At 54.2% G+C, this 12,191-nt stretch carries 13 protein-coding genes and 1 tRNA gene; 4 read left to right on the top strand and 10 right to left on the bottom strand.

Translation table 11 applies throughout. The annotated features are described in order from the left end of the window. The 6 genes from rutG to rutA form a co-directional block, all read right to left on the bottom strand. The gene (rutG, locus tag ACI2J2_RS08930) at positions 1–1,320 is read right to left on the bottom strand and encodes a pyrimidine utilization transport protein G (RefSeq protein ID WP_404759897.1); all 1,320 of its coding nucleotides are present in this window, start codon (positions 1,318–1,320) and stop codon (positions 1–3) included. 70 nt (positions 1,321–1,390) lie between these two features. Beyond that, positions 1,391–1,918 carry an NADH-dependent FMN reductase RutF gene (gene rutF / locus ACI2J2_RS08925; protein ID WP_404759896.1) on the bottom strand — a complete coding sequence of 176 codons (528 nt, stop codon included), beginning with the start codon at positions 1,916–1,918 and terminating at the stop codon, positions 1,391–1,393. A 15-nt stretch (positions 1,919–1,933) separates the two neighbouring features. Further along, entirely contained in the window at positions 1,934–2,737 is an 804-nt protein-coding gene (gene rutD / locus ACI2J2_RS08920) for a pyrimidine utilization protein D (protein ID WP_265555052.1), read from the bottom strand. Positions 2,738–2,761: 24 nt separating this feature from the next. After that, positions 2,762–3,148, bottom strand: coding sequence for a pyrimidine utilization protein C (gene rutC / locus ACI2J2_RS08915; protein WP_209632658.1), 387 nt, complete (start codon positions 3,146–3,148; stop codon positions 2,762–2,764). A gap of 48 nt (positions 3,149–3,196) precedes the next feature. Further along, entirely contained in the window at positions 3,197–3,943 is a 747-nt protein-coding gene (gene rutB, locus ACI2J2_RS08910) for a pyrimidine utilization protein B (RefSeq protein ID WP_209634163.1), read from the bottom strand. Continuing rightward, positions 3,943–5,043 (bottom strand): pyrimidine utilization protein A, encoded by a 1,101-nt coding sequence (rutA, locus tag ACI2J2_RS08905; RefSeq protein WP_404759895.1) that lies wholly within the window; start codon positions 5,041–5,043, stop codon positions 3,943–3,945. The genes rutB and rutA overlap by 1 nt, the downstream gene beginning before the upstream one ends. Before the next feature lie 327 nt (positions 5,044–5,370). Here rutA and rutR point away from each other — a divergent pair, with 327 nt between their 5' ends. Beyond that, entirely contained in the window at positions 5,371–6,009 is a 639-nt protein-coding gene (gene rutR, locus ACI2J2_RS08900) for an HTH-type transcriptional regulator RutR (protein ID WP_404759894.1), read from the top strand. Positions 6,010–6,060: 51 nt separating this feature from the next. Here rutR and cycA read toward each other — a convergent pair whose 3' ends face one another. Then, positions 6,061–7,461, bottom strand: coding sequence for a D-serine/D-alanine/glycine transporter (gene cycA / locus ACI2J2_RS08895; RefSeq protein ID WP_209632661.1), 1,401 nt, complete (start codon positions 7,459–7,461; stop codon positions 6,061–6,063). Positions 7,462–7,810: 349 nt separating this feature from the next. On the opposite strand from cycA, the gene ACI2J2_RS08890 reads away from it, so the two are divergent. Continuing rightward, positions 7,811–7,886, top strand: a tRNA-Lys gene (locus ACI2J2_RS08890). 253 nt (positions 7,887–8,139) lie between these two features. On the opposite strand, the gene ACI2J2_RS08885 is transcribed toward ACI2J2_RS08890, so the two are convergent. Then, positions 8,140–8,964 (bottom strand): endonuclease, encoded by an 825-nt coding sequence (locus ACI2J2_RS08885; protein ID WP_209632662.1) that lies wholly within the window; start codon positions 8,962–8,964, stop codon positions 8,140–8,142. Between the two features lie 329 nt (positions 8,965–9,293). Between ACI2J2_RS08885 and ACI2J2_RS08880 the strand changes: the two genes are divergently transcribed. Both ACI2J2_RS08880 and tolA read left to right on the top strand, forming a co-directional pair. Continuing rightward, the gene (locus tag ACI2J2_RS08880; protein ID WP_404759893.1) at positions 9,294–9,494 is read left to right on the top strand and encodes a hypothetical protein; all 201 of its coding nucleotides are present in this window, start codon (positions 9,294–9,296) and stop codon (positions 9,492–9,494) included. 20 nt (positions 9,495–9,514) lie between these two features. After that, on the top strand, positions 9,515–10,072 hold the full coding sequence (gene tolA / locus ACI2J2_RS08875; RefSeq protein WP_404759892.1) for a cell envelope integrity protein TolA: 558 nt from the start codon (positions 9,515–9,517) through the stop codon (positions 10,070–10,072). 136 nt (positions 10,073–10,208) lie between these two features. On the opposite strand, the gene ACI2J2_RS08870 is transcribed toward tolA, so the two are convergent. Together ACI2J2_RS08870 and ACI2J2_RS08865 are read right to left on the bottom strand one after the other, a co-directional pair. Then, entirely contained in the window at positions 10,209–10,703 is a 495-nt protein-coding gene (locus ACI2J2_RS08870; protein WP_265555046.1) for a DedA family protein, read from the bottom strand. An 86-nt stretch (positions 10,704–10,789) separates the two neighbouring features. Beyond that, the gene (locus ACI2J2_RS08865) at positions 10,790–12,028 is read right to left on the bottom strand and encodes an MFS transporter (RefSeq protein ID WP_404760283.1); all 1,239 of its coding nucleotides are present in this window, start codon (positions 12,026–12,028) and stop codon (positions 10,790–10,792) included. Positions 12,029–12,191: the final 163 nt, after the last annotated feature.

The raw sequence follows: 12,191 nt of genomic DNA, 5'->3' as shown, positions 1-12,191 counted from the left end.
TTAACGCAGGGGGCTGTCCGCCAGTGGCAATGTTTTCCGCTTGCGCAACAGCGCGTTGAGGATAATGGCACCGAATGTGGCGGTGCCGATACCCCCCATAGTGAAGTTGCCAATGGTCAAGGCAAAATCCCCGGCGCCCAGCACCAACGTAACCGCCACCATAATCAGGTTGCCGTTATCACCAAGATCTACATGGTTCTGCACCCAGATACGTGCGCCGGCGACGGCAATTAAACCGAACACCACGACGGATGCGCCACCCAGCACGGGACCGGGAATCGTGTGAATCAGCGCCCCGAACTTCGGTGAAAAGCCCAACAGGATAGCTACGATAGCCGCCGCAACGAATATCAGCGTAGAGTAAACTTTGGTCACGGCCATTACGCCGATATTTTCAGCATAGGTGGTCACCCCGGTACCGCCCACCGAGCCAGATAGCAGTGTGGCCAGCCCGTCACCGACGAAGGCGCGGCCGATGTAAGGATCGAGATCCCGGCCGGTCATTCCCGCCACGGCTTTCACATGCCCGAGATTTTCTGCCACTAAAATAATCGCTACCGGGGCGATCAGCAGCATAGCGTGCAGGTTAAATACTGGCGTGGTGAACTGTGGCAACCCAAACCAAGCGGCGTGGTTCAGTGCGCTGTAATCCACCGGTTTGCCAAGACCAAAACCGTTGGTTGCCACCACGTAGATCAGATAGGCGACGATTAACCCCACCAGAAGCAATAGCCTCTGCATCAACCCGCGGGTAAATACGGCTACCGAGCCAATACAGAGAATGGTGACCACCGCCATCCAACTGTCAAAATGGGAGGCCGAAACGCTGCGTACGGCGATAGGTGCCAGGTTAAGCCCAATCGCCATGACCACGGCACCTGTCACCACCGGCGGCATCAGACGCTCTATCCAGCGTGTTCCAACGCTCATCACCACAAAGCCGATGAACAGATACACCAGGCCGCAAGCGATGATACCGCCGAGTGCCAGCGCAATATTGGGGTTGGCCCCTTGGCCGCTGTAACCTGTCAGGGTGATGACCAACCCGACAAAAGCCGCACTGGAGCCGAGGTAGCTCGGTACCCGTCCACCTACCACCAGAAAAAACAGCAGCGTGCCGATACCGGACATTAAAATCGCCAGATTTGCATCAAAGCCCATCAGGAGTGGCATCAGAACGGTGGCACCAAACATCGCCACCGCATGCTGTAAACCCATCACCAGCGTCTGCGCAAGCGGTAACCGTTCATCGGGTGCGACGATTGCACCGTCCAGACTGCCTTGTTTCACGCGCCATAGAGGAAACCAGGTATTCGCCATCGTTATCTCCAAAATTGTGTGGGGCAGATTTGCAGTGTGGGTGAGCCTGCTTCAGGCTGTTATTCGCCAGTCACTGTTTCAGTAAAGCGTGATAACGCCGATCGAAGTAGGCCAGGCCGTGGCCGTCGTCATTACGGGTTAGCGCCACGACCTGGCAGAACAGAATGTCGTGGGTGCCGACACTGACCAGTTGGCTAATCTGGCAGTCGAAAGATACGATGGCACCGTGCAGAATCGGGGCGCCGGTTACCCGCGTAGACCAGCGTGCCGCAGAGAATCGCAGGTCCATCGGTGTTTTACCGCCGAACAAATTTGACAGCGACTCGTGTTCTGCTGCCAGTGTATTGACGCACAGCGTTTGGTTCTGTTTGAACACCGAATAGACCGATGCCGATCGGTTCAAGCACACCAACAGCGTGGGCGGTGTGTCGGTGACACTGCATACCGCGGAGGCGGTAAAACCGGCACGGCCTCCGGGGCCGTCAGTAGTAATAATATTCACCGCCGATCCCAGGCGTGCCATGGCATCGCGGAAGTCTTGTTTTTCTACGCACCGCGGTTGTAACGGTGCATCGGCAAGCAGCATGTGGCTTTGCATGAGGTTCCTCCAGGTCTAGAGTACGAAGCTGGTTTTGGCGTTCGGCGCTTTCAGCAACCAGTCCAGCAGGATGCGATTAAAGTTCTCGGTGTCGGTCACGCTCATGGCATGGCCGCCGTATCCCATTTCTACGAGTTCGCCATTCGGCAGGCTTTGAGCCAACTGATGCGAGCAGCGATAGGGCACCAGCAGGTCGTCACGGGAACACAACGCAAGAGTCGGCGTGGTGATGTCCGCCAGGTACGGCCGTAAATCCGTGTTCATCAATGCCTTCAGGCGGCGCAACAGGTTCTCCGTGCCCTGAAAATGTGCGGTCTGATGCCGCAGTTCTTCATCCAGCAGGGCCTCATGCTGTGACAGCCAGTCGGCGGGAAACAGGAAGAGAGGTTGGGCACGCACGTAGGCCTCTACACCGCTGTTGAGTAACAGGTCCTGACGGACGTTAAAGCAGCGCCGGGTCTGGCTGTCCAGCGTCGACCAGCCGTTGACCACCACCAGTTTTTCGACCAACTGCGGGTGGGTAAGTGCTAATTGCAGGCCAATCATGCCGCCAAGCGCATGGCCGACGAAACAACAGCGTTCGATGCTGAGGGTGCGCAGCAACTGCGCGACTTCATCGGCCATGTCGGCCATGCTGTAACCTTCCGGTACCTTTCCTCGACTGCTGGCGGTGCCGAAGTGGTCGTAAACCATCACCTGGAAATGCTGGCTCAGCATGTCAATCTGTGGATGCCAGAAGCTGCCTGCACCGCCCAGCCCGGCGGAAAGGACCAGCGTTGGGGCCAGTGGCGTGCCTTTGCCTAAAATTTCAAAGTACATGCTCGCTCCTCTGCGGGTAATGGTTCAACGGCCGATATGGGCGACGGTGGCGATCTCAATCAGTGCGTCCGGCTTCACGAGTCCGCACTGAATGCAGTAGCGAGCCGGTTTGTCACCGGGGAAGTACTCGGCATACACCTGATTGATGGCGGCATAGTTTTGCCAGTCGGTGAGGAATATCGAGTTAAAGGTCACATCGTCCATAGTGCCACCGGCGGTTTCGATCACGGTCTTAATGGTCTCCAGCACGTGCCGGGTTTGCCCCGCGGCATCACCGACATGCACCACGTTATTTTCTTTATCGAACGCCAGCGTCCCTGAGACGTAAACCACGCCGTCAGCCAGTGTACCGGGGACAAACGGCGCGAGTGGCTTGCCGGTGCCCGGCGGTGTAATGATTGTTTTTGGCATTGTCGTGCTCCTGGTGAATGATGTTGTTCGCCTTGAGGCAGGCAAAACTCATGCCGTTTGGCTGAGCGGGGTGGAAAGTGCATCACAGAAGCTGTCGACGTCCGATACCCAACCGAAGAAGGTCTCGATGTTGTACAACGCGGCTTGCTGAGCAAATAGTGGCCCGGCTTGGTGAGTGGCGTCGGCGAGCACAATGCCGAAGTACTCGAGGAAAAAGCCGTCGCGCAGCGTAGATTCCACACAGACGTTGGTAGCGATGCCGGTAAACACCAAATGATGAATGCCATATGAGCGCAGCAGGCTGTCGAGCTGCGTATTGAAGAAGCCGCTGTAACGGGGTTTCGGGATCACAATATCGCCTGGCTGGGGTTGCAGTTCATCCACCAGATCGTAATCCCAGTCGCCCTTCGCCAACAGCTTACCCATCAGTTCTGGGCGTTTGCGCATGGTCTTCAGTGCGTTGGATTTATGCCAGTTTGGCGACCCCTGACCGCCAGCTTCGACATACTGGTTGTCCCAGCCGTTTTGGAAGAAGATCACTTTGACGCCTGCGGCGCGTGCGCTGCTGATCGCACGTTTGATGTTGGCGATCACCGGGGCGGTGGCAGAGACATCAAAACCGGCGAGGTCCAGATAACCGCCTGGCGAGGCGTAGGCATTTTGCATATCAACCACGATCAACGCCGTTTCCTGCGGCGCAAAGGCGATGGCCTCCGGGCGGGCGGGCAGGGTTACTGTGTCCCCAGCCTGTGGTATCTGACGGCGTACTACGGGTTGGCTCTCGACAATTTTCATCATGCCACCTCACGGTTTGTGGCGGTTTGTGGGCAAACGTCGGCGCGGCTTTTCATCAGCGGCTGGATCCGCTCGCCGAAGTCTTCCACCCCTTTGATGAAGTCATCGAAGGTCAGCAGCACGCCTTCGGTACCGGGTACGGTAGCGATGTCATCCATCATGCGTGCTACGTTGGCGTAGGAACCGACCAGCGTACCCATATTGATGTTAACGGCAGAGGTCGGGTCCGCCATTTGGCGCACGTTAGTGTCGGCCCCGGAGGTGGTGTCTTTGCCGCTTTGCTCGGTCAGCCAGGCCAGGGCCTCGGTATCGGCTCCTGCTTTATAGCTTTCCCATTTGGCTCGGGCGGCCTCGTCGGTTTCATCGGCAATAATCATAAACAGCACGTAGCAGGCCACGTTGCGACCTTCGCTGTCGGCGGCGATTTTCAAGCGTGCCGCGGTCGGCGCAAAGGAGGTGGGCGTGTTGACGCCCTTGCCAAAGCAGAAGTTGTAATCGGCATATTTGGCTGAGAAGGCCATGCCTGCATCGCTTTGTCCGGCGCAGATCACCTTGATGTCCGCCTGCGGCTGCGGGCTGACGCGGCAGTCGTCCATTTGGAAGAACTCACCTTTGAAGTCGGATTTACCGGTCCCCCACAGGTCGCGCAGCACATTGACGTACTCCGCCAGATAATCGTAGCGACGGCCAAAGTAATCGTCGCCCGGCCACATGCCCATTTGCTCGTATTCCGGTTTTTGCCACCCGGTCACCACATTAATTCCAAAGCGCCCGTTTGAGATGGAATCAATGGTGGAGGCCATACGGGCGACGATCGCGGGTGGCATGGTCAGGGTAGCGGCTGTCGCGTAGATCTTGATGCGAGAGGTGACGGCGGCCAACCCGGCCATCAGTGTGAAAGACTCCAGATTGTGATCCCAAAACTCGGTTTTGCCGCCGAAGCCGCGCAGTTTTATCATCGACAAGGCGAAATCGAAGTTGTAGTGCTCGGCCTTCTGCACGATGGTTTTATTGAGTTCAAACGTGGGTTTGTACTGTGGTGCATTGCTGGAAATCAGCCAGCCGTTGTTGCCGATCGGAATAAATACGCCAATTTTCATTTGAACACCTCGGGTCTGCGAATAGGGCGGTACGCACGTTGCCTGAATAGGTTCCTTCGGGCTGCGTGGGATACGACGGTTATTGCAAACGCAGTGCCAGTTTTAAAAATGTCTTGTTTATCAATGTTTTGTTTTTAAAACGAAGTTGCCTGGTTGAGCAAATGGTCTAAAACAGACCATTTGGTAAAAATGGAGTGCACAAAAAATAGGCGCAGCTGCCCGTTAAAGGTGCAAAAAATCACTCGGAAGGGGTAGTCGGCAAAGGCGTAGGTTTCATTGGGTGGCTTTGTTATGCTGGCTTGAATCAGCTTGCTTTAAGGAGCCGTAGTGAAGCCACAAGCCGCTAAATCGCCCACGCGCCGCTCACGTGCGGTGGCCGCAAAGCGCAGCACCATTATGGATGCTGCGCTGGAGTTTTTCTCACTGTACGGCATTCACGGTACTAGCCTGGACCAGGTGGCGGAGCGTGCCGATGTATCTAAAACCAACTTGTTGTATTACTTCCCTTCTAAAGAAGAGCTGTATGTGGCGGTGTTGAAAGGCATTCTTGAGGTATGGCTGGCGCCGTTGAAGGCGTTACGGGCCGATCAGGAACCGCTGCAGGCTATTGGCGAATATATCCGATTGAAACTTGAAGTGTCCCGCCATCATCCGCAGGCGTCACGGCTTTTTTGCCTGGAGATGATCCAAGGGGCGCCGCTGCTAAAACAGGAACTGCAAGGGGGGCTGAAGGCGCTGGTGGACGAGAAGTCTGCCATGATTGAGCGCTGGATTGCCGAGGGTCATATCGCGACGGTAGATCCACACCACCTGATCTTCATGCTGTGGGCAACCACCCAACACTATGCCGATTTTTGGGTACAGGTAGAAGCCGTGACCGGCAAGACCTTAGAGGATGAGGCATTTTTTCTACAGACGGTGGAAAACGTGCAGAGAGTGATTATCGATGGGATCCGGCCGCGCTAAGCGCCAGCGGAGGGGTGTCAGGGGGACAGTGAACCGTCCCCCTGGAGAGGGTTAAGCCACTTTTTTCTTGCGCAAGAACACGTAGGACAGACCGAGCACCACGAACCACAGTGGCGTGACGATCAGCGCCTGACGGGTGTCATCACGCAGCGTCAGCAGTACCAGTACAAAGGCGAAGAACGCCATACACACCCAGCACATCAGTTTGCCGGCCGGCATCTTGTAGATCGATTTCTGGTGCAGCGCTGGGCGTTGCTTACGATAAACCAGATACGAACACAGAATAATGGTCCATACAAACATAAACAGGATCGCCGAAACCGTGGTAACCAGCGTGAATACCGTCATCACGTTCGGGATCAGGTAAATCAGCACCACGCCACCCAGCAGGCAGATACACGAGAAGGTCAGGCCGTTAGCCGGTACCGCTCTTTTGGACAAATTAGCAAACGACTTAGGTGCATCGCCTTCCTGCGCCAGACCGAACAACATGCGGCTGGTAGAGAACACCCCGCTGTTGGCGGAAGAGGCCGCGGAGGTCAAGACCACAAAGTTGATTACGCTGGCGGCCGCAGGCAGGCCAATCAGTACGAACAGCTCAACGAACGGGCTCTTGTCGGCAACCACTGAGCTCCATGGTGTGACCGACATAATCACGATCAGCGCGAACACGTAGAACATGATGATACGGATTGGAATTGAGTTGATGGCGCGTGGCAGCACTTTTTCAGGATCTTTGGTTTCAGCCGCAGTCGTCCCCACCAGTTCGATGCCGACAAAGGCGAATACCGCGATCTGGAACCCAGCGAAGAAGCCACTGATGCCTTTCGGGAACATGCCACCGTCATTCCACAGGTGCGAGAACGATGCGACGGTACCGGTAGGCGACTGGAATTGCATGGCGATCATGACAAGTCCGGCAACGATCAGCCCAACAATGGCGACGATTTTGATCATCGCAAACCAGAACTCCATCTCACCAAACATCTTCACCGTTGCCAGATTCAGGCCCAGCAACAGCAAGATGCACAGCAAAGAAGCGATCCACTGTGACAGTTCGGGGAACCAGAATTGCGCATAGGCGGTTATTGCCACGACGTCTGCAATACCGGTGACGACCCAGCAGAACCAGTAGGTCCAACCGGTGAAGAAACCAGCCCAAGGGCCGAGCAAATCGGCGGCGAAATCGCTGAAGGACTTGTATTCCAGATTGGAGAGCAGCAGCTCGCCCATGGCTCGCATCACGAAGAACAGCATAAAGCCGATAATCATGTACACGAAGATGATAGAAGGCCCGGCCAGACTGATGGTTTTGCCGGACCCCATAAACAGGCCTGTACCGATAGCGCCACCAATGGCAATCAGTTGAATATGTCGGTTAGTTAGGTTTCGCCGTAGATGATCTTCTGATTCTGGCGGTGCCTCAGCGGCTATTTTAGATTGATCTACCATCTTATGATGTCCTGTTTTACCTGTCATGAGTGAAATTGCGAGCTCTGAAGTGGCTCTTTTTTATACGATTATCCGGTTTTCCCGGCTTTAGTAAGGTAGTGCAATAACGCCACCTTTGTGCAACATGTTTACAACATTTATGCGAGGGATAAAAGTCGATTGTTCTTTACACTGCGGAGGCAAATCGGACGTCTTGGGGGCGGAAGATTACTCTGGCTAGTAGCAGATTAATAGCCCTAATGTGGCTTATCTCATTGATAAAACAAGAGGTTAAAAATATCGCATGAAAAAAACTAATGAGTGTAAGCGTTTGACATTCGGGGTGTGGAGGCGAATAATTTAACCCGTTGGGTCGTTAGCTCAGGTGGTAGAGCAGTTGACTCTTAATCAATTGGTCACAGGTTCGAACCCTGTACGACCCACCAACAAATCATGCAGTTAGCGTGTTTTCTTCCTTTCTGATTTTTCTTTGTGTGTCCTAATTGGGATACGCTTCGCAAAAATTGCATAAATCTAGCGTGAATATTCAGTTAAGTGATCTGGCGCAAGCCGGGTCTGTCTTCGCCCATTTCTATCGACTTCCTACCGCCGATTTCCTACAAAATTGATAATGAAACTTCTGATGGGATGAACCTGCCGGTTCGGCGTTCCGAGGGGCGCGAATTGGTTTGGTACGGGTTATACCCTGTCAATCAAGTGAATGTGTTCGCGGCTTTCATGGAATAGCCGTCGACAAAGAATACGGTAACAGTCTCGGTCGAATTCATCGGCCGGGAAACTGAGCTTTTCAGCTTCATGCAACGATGCCGCGGTACCGAGGTAGAACCAGTTACTGATTATATGGAAGGCCTTGAGTTGGCCTTGCCGTTCCTCGATGGCGATTCTCCCAGGGTATGGCCAGTGTCGTACCTGGGCTTGCTCCAGGGCACCGATCAGCCTGGTCTGATGGGCTTGTGGGGTTTCCTTCCCGCAGCATACGCCTGCGCACTTGCCTAATTGGTGGCGAAAACAGGGTTGACCGGGGCGGCCTTTTTCAATATCCAGATGTGTCAGGCAAAGTCGTTCCTGATCGGCAATATCGAGCAGAAAGTCGATGGCCGCCGTGCGCCGCAGAAACAGGCCGTATAAGTTTGGCGTTCGGGAAAAGTCCAGCGCATCGCTGTAAACGATACGCGTTTGGGAGTCTTGCACTTGTAACGCACAAAGCCGGCGAATTTTGCGCAGCCGCTTGTTGTAAAGTGGACTTTGTTGTTTAACCAAAGATGATTCAAGCAGTAGCGCACCAATCTCACCGACTGTCTCGATGCAGGTTATGCGACGGGTGGTGGCAAGTAATCGCGCTTCCCGCGGATTACGCAGGTGAGACTGAACACGGCGGCGAATATTGACGCTTTTGCCTATGTATAGCGGATGCGCGCAGTTGTCTCCGTGAAAGAAATAGACCCCACAGGTTTGCGGCAGATTGGCGACTTGTTCAGTCAGATGTTCAGGGTATTGATACATGGGCTATCAGGGACTCACCGTTTATGCAGACGTGGCGTATCACGCCAACGTTAATATTGTCTCATTATAAGCGTATCACCTGCTCAGGTTGTGCTAAGAATCATCCCGAAGCGTATGTGCTTAACTACGTGACCATCATCAATCATGCCGTTGACCTGTTCTGTAGTGACGACCACAAGAGGCAATAGCTTGCCGTCAGGCGTAAAGGGACGGTATCTGTCGCTGCGCTCATCACACTGAGATGCCTATTTTTGCTTTCAGACCCGTGCTTTATCTCGAAGTTGAGATTTGTTATCATTTGCACGAATTTTACCTATAGGGATATAGATATGCGTAAATCGCTACTCGTTGCTCTGGGCGTGATTGTGCTGTCAGGATGCGCGAACCAGAAAGATGATTATGAGTCGTTTAACAAGGTGTCTGCAGACCCGTCGAGCGGTAAAGAGTGGAAAGAGTTTGTCGCCCCTCTCTCAGTGAAAACGCAATCGCCGGGTGAGCGGGAAATGAAGCGCGCTATCCGCCAGAACTGAATGAGAATAAGCCCACCTGAGTGGGCTTTTGCTTTTTAGCCAGGCAATCATACGTCATAGCCAGTGAATTGGCGTCGTCTGCTATACCTTGGCCCATAAATCGGGCTGCCACAGGCTGTTTTAAAAGGAAGGGAATCGTGAGGAAAACACATTTAGGGTTTGACGTTAGCGTACCGGCATTAGTTTTCTTGATTGCCTCGCTGCTGTTGACGGGGTGCTCTAAGACCAGCGCGATTAAACCGGGGCCATCTGGAGACGAGGTCGATGCGCTTTTTGCTGGCTTGGAAGGTAAAGCAACGCCTGTACCTGGTGACGAGATCAATGCGTATCTCACGCAGATACGCGCGGCTATTCAAAGCCATTTCCACTTTGCCGATGCTTACGCCGGTAAGAAATGTTCTTTAAGAATTAAACTGGCTCCGGATGGAATGCTCATAGATGTTCAAGCCGAAGGCGGTGATCCCGCTCTTTGCCGCGCAGCGATAGTGGCAATCACAAATGCCAGCTTTCCCAAACCCCCTTCACCCGCTGTTTATCGTGTCGTTAAAAATGCCGCGTTGGAGTTTCGTCCCCAATAACCGGAATGGCGACAGGATTGTGGCAGCAAGGCGCTTTCCATCTCTTTGCCGTTCGACCATGTTTCCTTTAGCCGCAGCCGGTTTCTCTGATAGGGCATTAGTCCTGGGCGATGAGAGCCGCCGGGTATTACGGCACTTAAAATAGCTGCCCTACAGACATCAAGGCGACGGACCAAACCCCGGCAGACAGCGCACTGGCGCAATAGACCTGCTTGCGTGGCAAAGAGATCATACCGGCGACCAAAGGCACGGTGTAGCGCATCACAGCTAAAAAACGCGATACAAACAAGAGCGGGATCCCATTCTTTTGTAGCGCGGATTTCGCTTTGTGCACTGCACCGTGGTAACGGGCCGGCAGCCAGTTTCCGCTTCTACGATGTTGAAGCCATGCGCCGCAGTGGAAGGATAAAATGGAGCCGAGTAGGGCACCGAGGGTAATTGCCGCCCAGACGTGAGTGTCGGCCAGTACCGGTTTACCGGCGACAATACCCAGCATCAGCGTCACTGAGGCGGGCGGCAGTACCGAAGAAATAAAAATGACCGACTTACCCAAGGCAAACAGGAAAATGAGCAGCAACAGGAAGCCGGGTTCTGGGCCATATTTGGCGAGAGTGGCGCTTAATGCCTCCATGGAAGACCTTCATAAAATGTGCCTGAGGGTCAGTGTCCCATTAACCGCTTCAATATAAGCTAAATCGAATGGCTTCAACGCCCAGATTATCTACTGATCTGAGCATGGCTTCTGGTGTTGTTCGCGGCCCATCCTTTTAAGGCGAAGATCAACGCGGCGCACAGCAAAGAGAACATTGCCAACACGATCAAGCCTGCATGCGGGCTATTGAAACGCAGTTCCGCCTCAGTCCGTATTAACGGTGCCAGGAAGCTGAACAGTGCGCCCAACGTGGTGCAAAAACCGATGCCGGCCGCCAACGCCGGGCCTGAAAGTATTTGTGCAGGTAGGGTCCAGAATATCGGTTGCACCGCCAGAAAGCTGACGGCGCAAAAACACAGCGCAATAATGGCAAGAATCGGACCGGCATAGGAAGAGGCAACCAATCCCAGCGCGGCAATGAGCATGCAGCCGATGGCGATGGGTAAACGGCGAGCGGTTTTGCGATCGGCATACCGCGGGATGTAATAGACCCCAAATGCTGACACGGCCCAGGGGATTGCCGCTACCAGCGATGCTTTAAACCCAATATTGGTGCCCATCAGCGAGGCCACTTGCGAGGGCAGGAAAAACAACAGGCCGTACACGCCGACCTGAATGGTGCCGTAAATAAAAGCCAGGTGCCAAACCTTGGTATTCCTCAACGCATCCTTCACACTGCTGGTCTCGGTATTTTTTTGTTCCAGGGCTAACTGCGTCACCAACGCCTGCTTTTCTTCCGGAGTCAGATAGCGTGCTGTGGCTGGGCTATCGTCAAGATAGAAATAGGCGAAGATCCCTAGGCCAACGGCCGGCAAACCTTCCAAGACAAACATCCAGAACCAGCCTGGCTGCCCGAGTACGCCATGCATTTCAAGCAACGCGCCAGAAATCGGTGAGCCCAGGGTCAAGGCGGCGGGAACCCCGAGCACAAAGATACCTATCACTGAGGCTCGGATCTTGTTGGGGAAATAAATGGAAGCGAGCAAAAGGATCCCGGGGTAGAAGCCCGCCTCGGCCAGCCCCAGCAGGAAGCGTAGGGCGATAAATTGGTATTCGTTGCTGACGAAACCCGTGCAGGCTGACAGGCCCCCCCATACCGCCGTGGTGGCGCTGAGCCAAACTTTCGCTCCCAGCCTATTCATCAGCAGGTTGGCTGGAATACCGAAGATGGCGTAAGCCGCGAAGAATATCCCTGCACCCAGTGCGAAGGCGGATTGTGACAAGGCGATATCAACCGACATCGCGTCTTTGGCAAAGCCCACGTTCACGCGATCGATAAAGGCGACAAAATACAAAGAGAACATCAGGGGGATCAATCTGCGCCAGGTCTTCTTGATGGCTGAGTTGAGCGCGGGGCTGGTGTAGGTCGTATTGTTCACTGGGTTAAACCTCTCAAACAGGTTGAACGACGGAGAGCGACGCAAGACCGGCAGCTTTCTTGCCTCTATTGCCACTGCGGGAGCATTC

It is taken from the genome of Serratia sp. NPDC087055, assembly GCF_044900985.1.
Taxonomy (GTDB): Bacteria; Pseudomonadota; Gammaproteobacteria; order Enterobacterales; family Enterobacteriaceae; genus Serratia.
The sequence above is the reverse complement of the archived record's forward strand: the minus strand, read 5'-3'. Positions and strand labels throughout refer to the sequence as shown.